The organism is Actinophytocola sp. NPDC049390, from assembly GCF_044466355.1.
Lineage (GTDB): Bacteria > Actinomycetota > Actinomycetes > Mycobacteriales > Pseudonocardiaceae > Actinophytocola.
Genome location: NZ_JBITMQ010000001.1, coordinates 1,002,053 through 1,017,695 on the forward strand (window position 1 = coordinate 1,002,053; position 15,643 = coordinate 1,017,695).

Sequence of the window (15,643 nt, forward strand, 5' to 3'; positions counted from 1 at the left end):
CTCCCATCAGAACGATCACCAGCCGGCGCGAAGGGAGCGAGATGTCCGGATACTCGGTCGACCTGGACCAGTTGCGGGCCGCCGCCGCTGACCTCGACAGCAAGTTGTCCAGGGCCTACGACCTGGTGCGCGAGGTGGACTCGCTGGCCGTTCCCACCGCCTCGTTCGGCGGGATCGCCGACACCGTCGCCGCGACCTACGCGGGCACCCACCAGCGGAAGGTCGCGGCACTGGACTCGGTGGTGCGTGCCCTGCGCGACGCGGGTGACATGACCACCGCGGTCGCGGACATGTACCAGGCACGGGACGACGCGGCCGCGAACGCCGTGTACCTGGCGGGGTGGCGGCTGCGATGACCGAGTTCCACATCATGCCGATCCCGCACACCCCGCTCTACCTCGCGCTCGCGTCGTTCGTCGGTGACCTCCTCGGGTCGATCGCGGGCAGCAAGCCGGAGGAGATCGAGGACCGGGCGGCCCAGCTGGAGAGCAAGGCCAAGGAGCTGCGGGCGCTGATCGAGGACTGCCGTGCCCTGCTGACGGTCGGCTTCGGCTTCGGGAACTGGGCCGGGTCGGCGGCCGACACCGGACGTGGCCTCATCGGCACGCTGCTCCAGCAGCTCGAACAGCGGGCCGCGAAGGCGGAACAGGAGGCCGCGAGCCTGCGGTCGGTCGCCAAGCTGCTCAAGGAGATCCAGGAGTACTACCAGAAGCAGGCGACGCTCGCGGAGAAGATCCTCCGGCGGATGATGCGCTTCCCGCACTCACGTGGGCTCGCGCAGCTGATGGCGGTGATGATGGGCTACCGGCTCGCCGAGATCATGACCCAGTTCCGCCTGGCGCTGAACGCGATCGGCACCGACCAGCTCGCTCCACTGTGGAATGACGGGGACCGCTACGGACTCCGGGAATCGAGATGACGGAGGTTTGACGATGAGTGGGCCAGGACCGATCTTCAGCGCCACGGCGGCGTTGCTGGCGAAGGCCATCGAGCAGGTCACCGGCAGCCCGGAGGAGCTGCGGGCCAAGGCGCGGGAGTGCATGCGGTGCGCGGCGGACGTCGGTGACGCCGCGAGCGAGACCGGTCAGCTCGTGTCCAACCTCGGCCAGGGGTGGAACGGCGCGGCGTACGACGCGTGCCGCGACACGTGCCAGAGCATGGTCGAGGAGCTGAAGAACGTGCTGAAGCAGAACCTGGAGCAGGAAGCGAACCGGCTCAACTCCTCCGCGGACGCGCTGACCAGCGCGAAGGGCCAGATGGACCAGCAGCAGCAGGACTTCCAGCAGCTGCAGCAGCTGATCACGCAGGTGATGCAGGCGGCGATCGCGGCGGCGTCGGGCCGCCCGGACGCGGCCGCGCTCATCGCGGCGGCCATCGCGAAGGCCGTGCAGCAGGCGATGCGGCTGAAGTCCAGCAAGCAGAACGCGGCCAAGCAGATCACCGACCAGCTGAGCAGCACGTTCACCCAGCTGTACAGCCAGCGCAACGTGATGGCGGGCAGCCGATGAGCAGCTTCGAGGTGCCGGATTCGGCGGAGTTGATGGCGGAGCTGCGCAGACACCAGGACGCGATCGAGCAGATCCAGCGCAGCGTCGACGCGCTGGTCGTCAAGGGCCACTCGCGGGCCAACGAGGTCGTCGCGACCGTGCGGGGCACCGGCCGGTTCACCGAGATCGCCATCGACGCGGAACTGCCGCGCCGCTACGACGCGCACGACCTCGGCGCGATCGTCACCGAGGCGGTCAACGACGCGCTGGGCAAGCTCGCCGCCGCGACGAACGACCGGTTCGCGCCGGTGCTCGGCAACACACAGCAGGGCTGATGTCGACACCGCGCCGGGTCACCGTCGTCGCGCCGAGGACCAGGATGGACGTCGGTCTTCCCGTCGAGTGCACGATGGCCGAGCTGATCCCGCAGCTGGTCGCGCTGGCCGGGGCGCCGAGTCAGCCGGACCCGCACACCACCGGCTGGGTGCTGTCCCGCATCGGTGAGCCGCCGCTGTCACCGGGCCTGACCGTGTCGGCGGCGTCGTTGCGGGACGGGGAGATCCTCAACCTGCGCCCGCGCCCGCGGTACGAGCCCGCGCCGCTGTTCGACGACGTGGTCGACGCGATCGCGAGCGCCGCGCAGACCCGCAGGGGAGCGTGGCGGCCGCGCGTCGGCAGGCGGTTGGGCGTCGGCGCGGCGATGGCGTTGTTCCTCGGCGCCGCACTGCTGGTGGTCGCCGCACTTGCGGACCGCCCGCAGCTGTGGGTCGGCTGCACCGCGATGGCCGTCGTGCTCGCACTCGCCAGCGGCGCACTGGCCAGGGCGGTGGGCGACACCGACGCGGCGAGCGGCTGCGCCGGCGCCGGAATGGTCATCGCCCTGCTCGCCGGGCTCACCGCGCTGCCACCGCACGCGGTGTGGCCGGTCCGTGTGGACTCACTCGCCGTCGGGCTCGGCGCGGCGACCCTCTACGGCGCGGTCGCGGCCGCCCTGATCGTCCACCGCCTCGCGTGGTTCGCCGCCGCGGCCGTCGCCTCGGCGTTGGGCGCGCTCATCACGTCCGCCGTGCTGCTGTTCGACGTCAGCCTCCTCGGCGCGACGACGGTCGCCGTGGCGATGCTGACGGCCATGACCGCCGCCGCGCCGATGCTGTCGCTGCGGCTGGCCCGGTTGCCGCTGCCGAACGTGCCCGCGGACATGGAGTCCTTCCGCGCGGACGAGCAGCCGGCGCTGGGCACCGAGGTGCTCGGCGTGACGTCCCAGGCGGCGGCGGTCCTGACCGGGCTGGTCACGGCGCTGGGCGCGGTGGTGACCGGCTGTGCCATGGTGTTGCTCGGCGCGGGCACGTTGTGGGCGGACCTGCTGGTCGGCCTCGTAGGGGTGGCGTGGATCCTGCGTTCGCGGTCGTATGTCGGTGCGGTGCAACGGGTCGCGCCCGTGGTCGTCGGGATGGTCGTGCTGACCGGTCTCGGGATCCAGCTGGCGGGGACGTTGAGTGTGGACTGGCTGCTGACGTCGGCCGCGCTGCTCGCCACCGCGGCGGCGTTGTGCCTGTACTACGCGGGCCGGGTCGAGCGGAACGTCCACTCCCCGTTCCGCGCCCGCTGGCTCGACCGCCTGGAGTACCTGGTGCTGATCTCGTTCGTCCCGGTCGGCGGCGCCGTGATGGACCTCTACAACACCGTGCGCGACGCGGTCGGCTGAAGAGATGGAATTGGCGTGCGCGCCCGTTGGGGCAATTTTCGAGACGTCCGTGGAGTTTGTTCCGCGGGCGCGCTGGAATTTCTGTCGCACTTTTTTCGTACGACAGTGGGCCCGCATCGCGCCATCGCGATGCGGGCCACCGGTTCACGTCACTCAGGCGCTGACGCCGGCCTCGGTCTCGCCGCCGCCGAAGAGGCGCTCGGCCTCGCCGCCACCGAACTGGGCCTCGATGATTTCGCCGCCGCCGAAAGCGACTTCCGCGCCACCGAAAGCGACGATTTCGCCGCCACCAAAGCTCGCCATGGAGCCTCCTTGGTTAGGGGGATAATACGAACAAAAGTATCTGCAGTTGTGTTCGTTGCCGCAAGCTGCCTTCGCTGAAACGTATTGCGCCGAACGGCCTGTCGGGACTGGTGCGAAAAGGTGAGACATCCTTTCAGTGTTCGACGACCATTGCCGAGAAGATCGCGCCGTAGCCGGCCGACACGAAGAGATAGCGATCGCCTTCCGTGAGTAGTCCACTGTCGACCGCCGTGCGGTAGTTCAGGAACGGGTCCGCGGCGAACGTGTGGCCGATGCGGGGCACGTTGTCCAGCATCACGGTCGTCGGCGGCAGCTCCAGGTGCCTGCACACCTTCCGCCACGACCGGACGTTCACGTTGTGCGGCAGGATCAGGCGCAGCTCGTGGACGCCCACGCTCGCCCGTGCGGCCGCGGTGCTGATCACCTCGCCCAGCAACAGCGTGTACTCCTTGGCGAACCGCTCGGCCGCGTCCTGCCGGTCGGTCGCCCAGTGGTCGAGGTCGCCCCGCTGCAGGGTCACGTAGCTCAGCACGCGGTCGCGTGCCCCGTCCGCGGACACCAGGCAGGCCGCGGACGCCTCGCCGAAGATCCGTGCCTCCGGGCGCAGCGTCTCGTCCAGCGTGAACACCTGCTCGCCCGCCAGGACCAGCGCCAGCGCGTCCGGGTCGCCGTCCACGGCGAGCAACCGGCCCGCGAGGTCCACCGCGAGCAGTCCGGCCGCGCAACCGTGGTGCGTCACCGCGAACGCCGTCGCCGCGCGCAGGTCGAGGACCTCGCACAGGTCCGGCATCGGGGACAACGGGTGCGGTTGCGACACCGGCACGGTGCGTGCGTAGAGCACGTAGCGGACGCGGCTTTCGTTGCCGCGCAACGTCGACAGGTTCCGCGCGGACCGGGCCAGCAGGTCGAGCAGTGTCTCACCGGGCTCCTGGCGGCGGACCTCCGAGTAGCCGTAGGACCGTTGCAGGGTGTCGACGGTGGTCGGCGGGAGCCGCCACCCGGCGAGCAGTTCGTCGAGCGGCACCCGCCGTCGTGGGAGGTGACCCGCGACCTCGCGCAACGCGGTCATGACAGGCCCCGTCGACGTACTAATCTTGCCCCATGACGGGCGAACGCAGAGGCCACTTCTGGGATGCTGTCGAAGGACGGGCGCCGATGCCCGCGGCGACCACGACCCTCGGGTGGAAGCTGGTCGACGCCGACACGGAACGGGGCGAGATCGAGGTTTCCTTCGAGGCGACCGAGGACTTCCTCAACCCGGCCGGCACGGTGCAGGGCGGCTTTCTTACCGCGATGCTCGACGACACCATGGGTCCCGCGCTCGCGGCCACTTTGGACCCCGGCCAGTACGGGACGACCATCGAGCTCAAGGTGAGCTTCCTGCGGCCCGCGAAACCCGGGCGGCTGGTCGGGCGCGGACGGATCGTGCACCGCGGCGGCACCATCGCCTTCCTCGCGGGCGAGCTGCTCGACGAGTCCGGTCAGGTGGTCGCCGTCGGCTCGTCGACCACCCGCATCCTCAGGACCGGCTGACACTGCCGGCCTCGGTGGTGATCAGGCGGCTGTGCGCGCTCGGCCGGTAACGCAGCAATGGGATCATGGTGACCACCAGGCAGAGGGATCCGGAAAGGACGATCGCGGGCTGCAGGCCGAGACCCGCGACCGCGAGACCGGCGAGGGTGCCGCCGAACGCGAGACTGCTGCCGGTCACCGCGGTCACCATGCCGAACACGCGGTTCTGCAGCTCGACCGGCACGCGGGCGTAGAGCATGGCGCCGAGGATCGGCCGGATGGCCGCCTGGGTGACACCGCACAGCGCCGAGACCACGAGCACCACCGCCAGGCTGTCGGTGAGCCCGAGCGTGAGCTGCCGCGGCGCCACGCACAGCACCAGGCTGATGGTGAACGTCAGGTACTGCGGCAGTTTCGGGCCGAACACGGTGAACGCGATGTTCCCGACGATCGCGCCGGCCGCGAACGCGCTGAGGATGAGGCCCACCGCGGGTGCCGCCCCGAAGTGGTCGTCCACCCACAGCGGCACGAACACCGCGTAGTTGGCGACAGTGAACAGGTTGATCACCGACGTCATCGCGAGCATCCCGACCAGCAGCCGGTCCTGCCACAGGTGCGCGGCACCGCGGCGCAACGCGGTGAGGTACGGCTCCCGCGCCGCCGCCGCGCGGTCGGGCATGGCGTCGGCGGGCGGGTGCACCAGCAGCCCGACGAGCAACGCGGACACCGCGAAGCTCGCCGCGTCGAACCAGATCGCGCCCTGCGGGCCGAGCCAGAAGATCAGCAGACCCGCGAGCGGCGCACCGGTCACCATCGCGAGGTTGCCGGCCCCGTCGTAGATCGCGGTGGTCCGGATGATCTTCATCCCCGCCGCGTCGCTGACCGGGCGGAGCAGCACGTGCTGGGCGCGGCCACCCACACCGACGAGCGCACCCTTGACCGCGACGAGCACGGCAAGCGGAAGGAACCCGATGTCCGGTGTCACCGCGATCCCGAGCATGGCCAGCGCGGCGGCGCACTCGGCGACGACCAGCGTGCGGCGGATGCCGAACCGGTCGGCCAGCGGTGTGCCGAACACCCCGGCCAGCAGGGACGGGATCACGGTGCACGCGGAGATCAGGCCCATCTTCGCCGCGCTGCCGGTGCTGGTCAGCACCAGCCACGGCACGGCGACCGTGGTGACGACGCTGCCGAGCATGGACACGACGTGTCCCGTCATCAGCGCGACGAGCCCGACCCTGGCCGCGGTGCCGGGTTTCTCGGTGCCCGCGCTCAATCCGTCGCGCTTTCCACCAACACGTGCTCAGCCGCGTACTTCTCGCGCAGCCGCCGGGTGTTCGTCTTCCCGCTGCCGGTCCTCGGCAGGTCGTCGACGAAATCGAACGACCGCGGCGCCCACACCCACGTGAGTCTCTCCTTGACCACGTCGACGAGTTCCTGCTCGGTCACCGGCGCGCCCTCGGTCAGCACCACGTAGGCGTGGGCGGCCTCGCCGAGCTCCTCGTGCGGCACGCCGATCACGGCCGCCGCCCGCACTCGCGGGTGTGTGGTCAGCGCGTCCTCGATGGCACGCGGGAAGATGTGGTGGCTCCCGTACGTGGTGATGATCATGTCGCTGGCGCGGCCGGTGAGGTAGATGTAGCCGTCGTCGTCGACGTGCCCCATGTCGCCGGTGCGCACCCACCCGTCGACGAGGGTCTCCGCCGTCTGTTCCGGACGGCCGACGTACCCGGCGAAGTTGAGCTTGCTCGCCACCCACAGCTCACCGGTCTCGCCCGGCGGCAGCACGGTGGTGCCGTCCTGGCCGCGGATCTCCAGCCGCACGTCGCCGTACGCCGGGCCGCACGAACCGATCCGGTGTGGACGGTCCAGGTCGGCGGCCACACCGGGGTACGCGGAGATGAACGGCGACTCCGACAGGCCGTAGGTGATGCGGACGACCGGACCCAGACGGTCGACCGCCTGGCGCAACCGCACGGGGTTCGTGGCCGCGGTGCCCACGCTCAGCACGACCATCGCGGACAGGTCGCGCCTGTCGAGGTCGGGGTGGTCCAGCAGCTCGTAGAGCATCAGCGGGGTGATGAACGTGGAGTTGACCTGCTCGTGTTCCAGGAGTTCCAGGAACTCAGCCGCGCGGAAGAAGCGCTGGACGAACAGCGTGCCACCGGTGAACAGGTACAGGAACGCCGAGGTCTGCCCGGCCACGAACCACATCGGAGTCACGGACAGGTGCCGGTAGCGCGGCTCGCCCGCCGCGAGGATGGCCTCCGCGAGGGTGATGAGCTGTTCGTAGAGATACGCCGTGTGGAGCAGCGGCTTGGGAACTCCGGTGGTACCGCTGGTCTGGAACACCGACTCCGGCGCGCCGGTCGCGCTGTCCACATCGAACGGTGCGGCGTCGGAGGGGCGGGGTGCGAGGATGTCCGGCCCGGCGCCGCCAGGACCGACGCAGAATGCCGGGATGCCCAGCCGTGCCGCGATGTCGCGGCCGCGTTCGCCGTGCACCGCAACCTCGTACAGCAGCACCTCGGGCCGCACCTGGTCGAGGTAGGCCGTCAGCTCCCTCGAAGAGGCCGCGTTGGACAGCCACGCCGTGCGGCACCCGAGCAGGTGCAGCGCGAGCTGGATCATCGGCGCGTGCGGGGGATAGCCGAGCATGACCCCGACCGTGGTGCCCGGCCGCAGCCCGAGGTCGGCCAGGTTCGCGGCGATGTCGAGCACGGCGGCACGGACCTGGGTGTAGGTGAACCGCGAGTCCTCGATGACCAACGCCTCGCGGTCGCCGTACTCGGCGAAGAGCTCCAGTGCCCGCACCACGTAGTCAGGGCTCGCGGGCAGTGAGGTCATCACACACTCCAGTTGTACTTCGGTCGCATGTCACGAGCGCACCGTCGGATCCGAGCGCGAATCGTAACTTGGGAAAACTGGGCGAAAAGCGGTTCCTGTCGCCGCGTGCGAGTTCGTCGGCTGAACGGGTCAGCCATGTGCTCCCGTCTGCCGAACGACCTTGGTACGAGGTGGTGCCAAGGTGGACAACCCGGGCATCACGGGCACACTGCAGGCATGCGCGGAATGTTCGTCACCGGCCCGCTGACCCCGGCCGACCTGCTCGACGACGGCGGTCACCTGCGTGTCGGCGGAGTCGTCGGCCGGACGTTCGACGAACTGACCGGCCAGGTGCTCAACCCGACGATGCCCGGCTACGTCGCCGACATGACCGCGCCGTACGGCCTCGCCGTCCGCGAGGACCTGCTGGCGGACGGCGTCGGCCACTCCTACGCGGAGATGTGCCTGCCGCTGCTCGCCGAACTGGTGCCCGAGGACCGGCCCGCCGACGTGCTCGTGCTCGCCACCGGCGTCCCCGACGTCCGCTACGGCCGCTCCACGGCGACGGTGCTGAGCTGGCACTGCGCCGGTGCCCCGATGGCGTTCACGGTGTGCGACCAGGGTCTGCTGGCCGCGTTCACCGCCCTGCACCTGATCGAGGGCTACGCCCGCACGGGCGGCTGTCGGCGCGCGGTGCTGCTCGTGGCCGAGCAACCGACCGTGTACCACGAACTTCCCGTGCCCGCACCGGTTCCGGACCGGGCCGCCGCGGTCGGGATCGTGCTGGAGACGTCGTCCACACCGGGCGGCCTCTCGGTCCGGCGGCACACGAAGCTGGCGTCGCACGAGGCGTCCGACGCGCTGGCCGCCGAGCTGGCCCGGCTTCCCGCTGCCGCGACCGTGATCCTCGGCCCGCAGCTGGCGAGGATCACGACGGGGGCCGGTGATGTCGTTGTGTGCCAGGAGAACCAGCCGTACACCGGCGTGTGGCTCGAACTGGCTCGCGGACTGCCGGAGGCGCGGGACACCGGACGCCGGGTACTGCTCGCGGAGTACGACCCCACGATGGGGTACCTGTTCTCGGCCACCGTGGAGACCTCGTCGACCTGACCGCCGCCCGTGTCAGGTGGCGCGACGGCGACGTGCCGCGGCGGCGACCGTGGGACCGGCGAGCAGCAGGGCCGCCGCCGTCACCCCGCCCGCGAGCCACAGCGCCTTGTTCGCCGGTGTCTCGTCGGGGACGGGGGTCTTGGGCACGGACAGGTCCTCGGCGGGTGGAACCGGGGCCACGTCGGTGTTCCGGACGATGGTGACCGCCGCGAACGGGTTCACCACGCCGTAGCCGATCAGCTTGTTCGGCAGCGTGGTCGACGGGTGGTCGGCCGTGTCCGTCAACCGGGCGGCGACCTCGCGGGCCGACAGCGCCGGGTGGTAGGCGCGCACCAGCGCGGCCGTGCCCGCCACGTACGCGACCGACAGCTCGGCGCCTGACGCCTCCCGGTGGCCCTCGCCGCGCGGGGCGACACCGACCAGGTTCTGGGCGGGCGCGGCGAGCGTCGGGTTCGCGCCGTAGATCGGGGACGTGACCGGCCCGTCCGGGCCGACCGGCGCCACCGACACCACGCCCGGGATGCGTGCCGGGAACGCGAGCTGACCGCGCTTGGGCACCGACGCGGACGCCACCACCAGCACGTCCCGCTGCGCGGCGTACGCGACCGCGGCCCGCAGCTCCGGCATGTCCAAAGTGGCCACCAGACCGACCGCGACCACCCGCGCGCCGCCGTCCACCGCCGCCACGATCCCGTCGCCGATGGCACGTGCCAGCCACGCGTGGTCCAGGATCTTCGGCGGCTCGTCGTGCACGCGCACCGGGAAGATCCGGGCGGCCGGGGCGATCCCCGTGAACGGGACGTCGGGGTTGTCGCTCGGCCGCGCGGCGATCAGCGACGCGATGAACGTGCCGCGCCCGAAACAGTCGTCGTTCCCGGGACCGTCGGCCAGGTTCGTCCCGCGCAGCACCGCCCCCTTCAACGCGGGCGCGGACGCGCTCACCCCGGTGTCGACGACCCCGACGACCACGTCCCCGCGCGTCAGCGGCCACGCCCGGTCGGCGTCCATCCTTTGCTGCGCCCAGGATTCCTCCGTGACCGGGGTCCGCGCGGGCGGCGTGCACTGCCCGGCCGGTGGCTGGGCGGCGGCCGGGAGCACCGGTGTGAACGCGGCCGTGACCCCGAGGACCGCGCCGATCAGTACCGCCCTCATGCCGGCTCCTCCGTCCACCCGATCTGCAGCCCGACGCCGTCGCGGCGGGTGACGAGCACCGCCCGGCCCGGCGGCAGCTGCCTGCCCCGCACACCGTTGAGCAGCGGCAGCTCGGTGCTCGGCATCGACAGCGCCAGCTCGGGGGTGTTCGACTCCTGGAGGCGCCGAGTCACCGGCTCCATCGCCGACCGGCTCGACCCGGCCGCCGCCCGCGCCATGACCATGTGCAGGCCGATGTCACCCGCCTGCGGCACCAGCTCCACCAGGGACTGGAACGGGCCGCCCGCCGGGCCGAGCAGCAGGTCGTAGTCGTCGACCACGATGAAGATCTCCGGGCCGCTCCACCAGTCCCGCCTGCGCAGCTGCGCAGGCGTGATGTCGGTGCCGGGCACCCGTTCCTGCAGCTCCGCGGTGATCTCCCGGACCAGCGACTCGGCCGCGGGCACGGACACCGCGGTGCCGCGCCGGTAGGCGTCCGGCACGGACTCGAGGATGGTCCTGCGCGGGTCCACCACCAGGATCCGCGCCTCCTCCGGCGAGTACACGGACGTGATCGCCCGCGTGATCAGGCGCAGTGCGGCGGTCTTGCCGCTGCCGCTGTCGCCGATGATCGTCAGGTGTGGGCGGTCACCGAAGTCGTGCCACACCGGTTGCAGGTCCAGCTCGCCCGCACCCAGGGCCACCTTCGGGCCGGGCAGCGGTGCGGGCAGGTCCTCGGCGGGCAGCACCGCGGGCAGCATCCGGACGGCCGGCGCGTGCGGGCCGGACCACGTCTCGGCGACGACCGCGGCGAGGTCGCGGGTGGCGTCGGACAGTTCCACGGTGCCGGACACACCGTCGATGCGCGGCACTCCGGCCAGGAAGTGCATCTGGTCCGACGTCATGCCGCGGCCGGGGATCTGCGGCACCTCCGCCGCCTTGCGCATGTTGATGACCGAGTCGATCGAGTCGCCCAGCCGCAGCTCCAGCCGCGTGCCGAGCTGGTCGCGCAACTGGCTGTGCACATCGGACCACCGGTTCGTCGTGAGCACCAGGTGGACGCCGTAGGCGAGGCCGCGGCCCGCGAGCGCGCGCAGCGCCATGTCGTGCTGCTCGAACTCCGACCGCAGCGCGCCCCAGTTGTCGACGACGAGGAACACATCGCCGTGCGGGTCGTCGGCGAACTCGCCCTTCGCGCGCCGCTCCCGGTAGGACGCCATGCTCTCCACCTCGTGCTCGGCGAAGGCCTGCTCCCGCTCGGCGAGCAGCGTCTGCACCTCGGCGATCGTGCGCGCGACCCGCTCGGCCTGCAGCCGGCCCGCGACACTGCCGACGTGCGGCAGCCCGTCGAGCGCGGCGAGCGTGCCACCACCGAAGTCGAGGCAGTAGAACTGCGCCTCGGCCGGGGTGTGGGTGATCGCGATCGCGGCGATCAGCGTGCGCAGCAGGTTGCTCTTGCCCGACTGCGGGCCACCGGCGATGCCGACGTGCCCCCCCGGCCCGGACAGGTCGACCACGTGCAGGTCACGGCTCTGCTCGAACGGCTTGTCCACCACACCGACCGGCACGACCAAGCGGCCGCTCCCCGGCCAGCCCGCCGCGGTGAGCCCGCGTTCGGGGTCCGGCACGAGCGGTGGCAGCAGCTGGTCCAGCGACGGCGGGTCGGCCAGCGGCGGCAGCCACACCTGGTGCGCGGGCGGCCCGTGCCCCATGAGCCTGTCCACCACGACCGACAGGACCGTCTCACCGGTCTCGGACTCCTCCGGTCGCTGCGGGGCGGGCGCGGGTGCGGGCGTGGCGCCGGCCGGCAGCTTGCCCACCCCGAACGGGACGACCTGGCGCCGCACCTCCTCCTGTCGCTGCTCGCGGGTCCGGCGGCGGTGCGGGCCGGACACGTACGCGGCCTTGAACCGGATCAGGGTCGCGACGTCGCTGCGCAGGTAGCCGTTGCCGGGCGCGCTGGGCAGCTGGTAGGCGTCGGGCACACCGATCACCGACCGGGACTCCATCGCGGAGAACGTGCGCAGGCCGATCCGGTAGGACAGGTGGCTCTCCAGCTTGTGCATGCGGCCGTCGTCGATGCGTTGCGAGGCGAGCAGGAGGTGCACGCCGAGCGAACGGCCGAGCCGCCCGATCATCACGAACAGCTCACCGAAGTCCGGGTTGGACGCGAGCAGCTCGGAGAACTCGTCGACGATCACGAACAACGTCGGCAGCGGGTCCAGCGGCGTGCCGGACAGCCGCGCCTTCTCGTAGTCCAGAAGGGAGCTGTAGTTGCCCGCCGAGCGCAGGAACTCCTGACGCCGCACCATCTCGCCGTGCAGCGCGTCCTGCATCCTGGTCACCAGCGTCGCCTCGTCGGCGAGGTTGGTGATCACCGCGGACACGTGCGGGAGCCGGTCGAGCCCCAGGAACGTCGCGCCGCCCTTGAAGTCGACGAGCACGAAGTTGAGCACCTCGGACGAGTGCGTCATCGCCATGCCGAGCACGAGGGTGCGCAACAACTCCGACTTGCCGGACCCGGTCGCGCCGATCAGCAGGCCGTGCGGGCCCATGCCGCCCTGCGCGGACTCCTTGATGTCCAGCTCGATCGGGGCCCCGCTTTCCGTGATGCCCAGCGGGATCCGCAGCCGGTCCCTGGTCAGCCCGGTGCGGGCGTGCGCCACCGGGTCCCACGTGTCGACGTCGGTGATGCCGAGCAGCTGCGGCAGCTCGAAGTTCGCCACCATCGGCTCGGCCACGTCGGTGGTGCCGCCGAGCCGGTACGGGGAGATGATCCGCGCGAGCGTCGCGGCCTTCGCCATGCTCATCAGGTCGGGTGTGCACAGCGCCGTGCGCACCTCCTGACCGGTACGGTCGGTGCGCACCATCTCCACCCGCTCAGCGGAGACGTCGAGCCGCAACGTCGTGCGGCCCGCCGTGCTCGTCAGTGCGCCGCTCACGTCCAGCACCACCGAGTTGCGGTAGCCGGTACCGGCCAGCCGGGACTCCGGGGGCACCTCGACACCGTCGAGCACGATCACCACGTACGGCTCGTCCGCGCTCGGCGACGACGCCGCCTCGAACCGGCCGCGCTCACCGAGCTCCGCGTCGAGCAGCTCGGTGAGCGCGTCCACCCCGTCGGCGAGCAGGCGGGCCTGGCCCGCACCGTCCTGTTCGACCGGGTGCTGGGCGTGCGGCAGCCACTTCACCCAGTCCCACAGGTGGACCCGGCCCGGCTCGGCGCAGACCGCGAGCCGCAGGTCCTCCGGTGAGTGGAACGTGACGAGCTGGGCGATCAGCGCCCTGGTCACCCCGCGGATCGCGTCCTCGTCGCCGGAGAGCCGGACCTTGGCGAACCCGCGCAGGAACAGCGACGTCGGCAGGCCGGGCACCGTGCCGTGCGCGTTGATGAACCGGCGCAGCGCCCGCGCGGACAGCGGCTCGAGGTCGGCGATCGGCTTGGTGTTGAGCGGGGTCATGGTGATCGCGAGCCGCTGCGCACCCGTGCCGATCCGCACCTCGGCGAAGTCGCCGTGCGCGGCACGCCGCTCCCACAGCCGGCCCGTCATCGCCACCGACCACAGCCCGTCCGGCGCCGGGTGGCGCCAGGACAGCGACTCCCGCTGCCTGCTCGCCGCCGCCCGCACCTGGGCGCGGACCTGACCGAGGTAACGCAGGTAGTCCCGCCGCTCACCGCGCATCTTGCCGCGGCGTTCGCTGCCGCCACGCGCGAGCGAGACGACGAACATCATCACCCCCATCAGCATCATCAGCCCGAACAGGCTGAGCCCGAGCACCGGGTTGTTCGGCGCGATGTAGATGAGCATGAACACGCCGCTGCCCATCATCATCGGCAGCATCATCAGCCCGGACAGGTAGTCCCTGCCGACGGTCTCCGGCAGCGCGGGCGGCTCCTGCAGTGACAGTTCCCCACTCGGCATCTCCGGTGGCTGCTCCCGGCTCGGCCTGCGGAACAAGGTCGTCGTCATCGCGGTCGGCTCCTCGCTGTGTGCCCGGTCCACCCACTACACGGCCCGCGGGGCGCCGAATGGTTCACCTCCCGTGCGGTCGGTGAACCTTCCGCGAGCACGCCGCCGTGTCAGGGGTATGGCGGCGACGAACTCGAATGGCGCGGTGACCACGCAGCAGAACCAGCCGAGCCAGCAGGCCGGTGGTTCCGGGGAGATGTGCCGGCTCACCATCTGCGGCCCGGCCTCACGGGTCGAGCTGGCGGTGCCGGCGCACGTGCCGATCGCCGACCTGATGCCAACCGTCCTCGGGCACCTCGACCCGGCGCTCGCCACGACCGGCCTCGCGCACGGCGGCTGGGTGCTGCAGAAGCTCGGTGAGGCGCCGCTTGACGAGGACCACGGCACCGCCGCAGCGGGCCTGTACGACGGCGACGTCCTGCACCTGCGGCCACGTGACGACCAGCTGCCGCTCGCCGACTTCGACGACCTGGTCGACGGCATCCACACCGGACTGTCCACGCGCCAGGACAGCTGGCGCCCCGCGCTGACCCGCCGCGCCTGCCTCGGTCTCGCCGCCCTGTGCGGGCTGCTCGCCGTGCTGGTCTCAACCTTCGCGGCGGCCGGCACCACCACCGCGATCACCTCGGCCGGCGTCGGGCTGGTGCTCGTCGCGGGCGGCGCGGTGACGGCGCGGCTGCTCGACGACCGCGGCGCCGCGGTGGCACTCGGGTCGGTCGGCGTGGCCGCGATCGGCGTGGCCGGTCTGGCGTTGCCCGCCGGTGCCGCGGCCCCGGCGGACTGGGTGACCGGAGCCGGTGTGCTCGCCGCCGCCGTGGCGACCGCGGCGGGCGCGGCCATCGCCCGTGCCGCCCTCGGGGTGGCGCTCGCCGGGTTCCTCGCGGTGGCCGCCGCTGCGGTGCTGACCGCGCTCGGCTGCGTGACCGGCCTGCTGATCGGGTTGAGCGCACCGGCGACCGCCGCCGTGCTGGTGGCGATGGTGCTGGCCGTGACACGGGCCGCGCCGCAGCTCGCCGCGTGGCTGGCCGGGCTCGCGGCGGAACCGGTGCCGACCACGACAGAGGAGTTCCAGAAGGGCCTGGATCCGTTGCCCAGCAAGGACGTGCTCGACCGCGCGGCACTCGCCGACGTGCACCTGACCGCGTTCATGGTCTCGCTCGGCGCGGTCGGCACGGGCGCACTGCTGGTCGTCTCGACGCTGCTCGAATGGGACACGATCGCGCTCACGCTCGTCGTCGCCGTGCTGTTGTTGTTGCAGTCGCGGGAGTTGCCCGGCACCTGGCACCGCGTCGCCGCGCTCACGCCCGCCTGCGCGGCACTGATCTCCCTGCTGCTGCGCTGGGCCACGGACCTGCCGTTGCTCGGGCAGGTGTGCGTGATCGTCGGGCTGCTCGGCCTGGCGGGCAACGCCGTGGCCGGTGCGCAGGTGCTGCCCGGCCGCAAGCTCGTGCCGCGCTGGGGGCGCCTCGGCGACATCCTCCACTGGATGTGCGCCCTCGCCGTCCTCGCGCTGGTGCTGACCGTGACCGGCTTCTACGGGTGGGTCGCGTCGTGGCTGTGAACCTTTCCCGGCGTGGGAACCGTGTGCGGAAAGGGAA

At 71.7% G+C, this 15,643-nt stretch carries 14 protein-coding genes; 8 read left to right on the top strand and 6 right to left on the bottom strand.

Annotated elements, in window-relative coordinates:
• Window positions 1-41 precede the first annotated feature (41 nt).
• From ACIBVP_RS04590 to eccD (ACIBVP_RS04610), 5 genes are read left to right on the top strand one after another with little or no spacing between them, the layout of a single operon-like run.
• Complete coding sequence (locus ACIBVP_RS04590; RefSeq protein ID WP_396104562.1) at window positions 42-356, top strand: hypothetical protein; 315 nt, start codon at window positions 42-44, stop codon at window positions 354-356.
• Complete coding sequence (locus tag ACIBVP_RS04595) at window positions 353-919, top strand: hypothetical protein (protein WP_396104563.1); 567 nt, start codon at window positions 353-355, stop codon at window positions 917-919. Before ACIBVP_RS04590 ends, ACIBVP_RS04595 begins: the two co-directional genes overlap by 4 nt.
• A 13-nt stretch (window positions 920-932) precedes the next feature.
• Window positions 933-1,508: a WXG100 family type VII secretion target gene (locus ACIBVP_RS04600; RefSeq protein WP_396104564.1), complete on the top strand. Its 576-nt coding sequence runs from the start codon at window positions 933-935 to the stop codon at window positions 1,506-1,508.
• Window positions 1,505-1,822, top strand: a complete 318-nt coding sequence (locus ACIBVP_RS04605) for a YbaB/EbfC family nucleoid-associated protein (protein WP_396104565.1) — start codon at window positions 1,505-1,507, stop codon at window positions 1,820-1,822. Before ACIBVP_RS04600 ends, ACIBVP_RS04605 begins: the two co-directional genes overlap by 4 nt.
• On the top strand, window positions 1,822-3,192 hold the full coding sequence (gene eccD / locus ACIBVP_RS04610) for a type VII secretion integral membrane protein EccD (RefSeq protein ID WP_396104566.1): 1,371 nt from the start codon (window positions 1,822-1,824) through the stop codon (window positions 3,190-3,192). The genes ACIBVP_RS04605 and eccD (ACIBVP_RS04610) overlap by 1 nt, the downstream gene beginning before the upstream one ends.
• A gap of 153 nt (window positions 3,193-3,345) precedes the next feature.
• Here eccD (ACIBVP_RS04610) and ACIBVP_RS04615 read toward each other — a convergent pair whose 3' ends face one another.
• Together ACIBVP_RS04615 and ACIBVP_RS04620 are read right to left on the bottom strand one after the other, a co-directional pair.
• Window positions 3,346-3,495 (bottom strand): hypothetical protein, encoded by a 150-nt coding sequence (locus ACIBVP_RS04615; protein WP_396104567.1) that lies wholly within the window; start codon window positions 3,493-3,495, stop codon window positions 3,346-3,348.
• Between the two features lie 133 nt (window positions 3,496-3,628).
• Window positions 3,629-4,564 carry a 3-oxoacyl-[acyl-carrier-protein] synthase III C-terminal domain-containing protein gene (locus tag ACIBVP_RS04620; protein ID WP_396104568.1) on the bottom strand — a complete coding sequence of 312 codons (936 nt, stop codon included), beginning with the start codon at window positions 4,562-4,564 and terminating at the stop codon, window positions 3,629-3,631.
• Between the two features lie 32 nt (window positions 4,565-4,596).
• On the opposite strand from ACIBVP_RS04620, the gene ACIBVP_RS04625 reads away from it, so the two are divergent.
• Window positions 4,597-5,028 carry a PaaI family thioesterase gene (locus tag ACIBVP_RS04625; RefSeq protein ID WP_396104569.1) on the top strand — a complete coding sequence of 144 codons (432 nt, stop codon included), beginning with the start codon at window positions 4,597-4,599 and terminating at the stop codon, window positions 5,026-5,028.
• Here the strand turns inward: ACIBVP_RS04625 and ACIBVP_RS04630 are convergent.
• Both ACIBVP_RS04630 and ACIBVP_RS04635 read right to left on the bottom strand, forming a co-directional pair.
• Window positions 5,015-6,283 carry an MFS transporter gene (locus ACIBVP_RS04630; protein WP_396104570.1) on the bottom strand — a complete coding sequence of 423 codons (1,269 nt, stop codon included), beginning with the start codon at window positions 6,281-6,283 and terminating at the stop codon, window positions 5,015-5,017. The two genes, ACIBVP_RS04625 and ACIBVP_RS04630, sit on opposite strands and share 14 nt — an antisense overlap.
• Window positions 6,280-7,854, bottom strand: a complete 1,575-nt coding sequence (locus ACIBVP_RS04635; protein ID WP_396104571.1) for an AMP-binding protein — start codon at window positions 7,852-7,854, stop codon at window positions 6,280-6,282. The genes ACIBVP_RS04630 and ACIBVP_RS04635 overlap by 4 nt, the downstream gene beginning before the upstream one ends.
• Window positions 7,855-8,070: 216 nt before the next feature.
• Between ACIBVP_RS04635 and ACIBVP_RS04640 the strand changes: the two genes are divergently transcribed.
• The gene (locus ACIBVP_RS04640; RefSeq protein ID WP_396104572.1) at window positions 8,071-8,943 is read left to right on the top strand and encodes a hypothetical protein; all 873 of its coding nucleotides are present in this window, start codon (window positions 8,071-8,073) and stop codon (window positions 8,941-8,943) included.
• 12 nt (window positions 8,944-8,955) lie between these two features.
• Here ACIBVP_RS04640 and ACIBVP_RS04645 read toward each other — a convergent pair whose 3' ends face one another.
• Both ACIBVP_RS04645 and eccCa read right to left on the bottom strand, forming a co-directional pair.
• Window positions 8,956-10,095, bottom strand: coding sequence for a S8 family serine peptidase (locus ACIBVP_RS04645; RefSeq protein WP_396104573.1), 1,140 nt, complete (start codon window positions 10,093-10,095; stop codon window positions 8,956-8,958).
• Window positions 10,092-14,045 carry a type VII secretion protein EccCa gene (gene eccCa, locus ACIBVP_RS04650; protein ID WP_396104574.1) on the bottom strand — a complete coding sequence of 1,318 codons (3,954 nt, stop codon included), beginning with the start codon at window positions 14,043-14,045 and terminating at the stop codon, window positions 10,092-10,094. Before eccCa ends, ACIBVP_RS04645 begins: the two co-directional genes overlap by 4 nt.
• Before the next feature lie 145 nt (window positions 14,046-14,190).
• On the opposite strand from eccCa, the gene eccD (ACIBVP_RS04655) reads away from it, so the two are divergent.
• Entirely contained in the window at window positions 14,191-15,606 is a 1,416-nt protein-coding gene (gene eccD / locus ACIBVP_RS04655; protein ID WP_396104575.1) for a type VII secretion integral membrane protein EccD, read from the top strand.
• Window positions 15,607-15,643 lie beyond the last annotated feature (37 nt).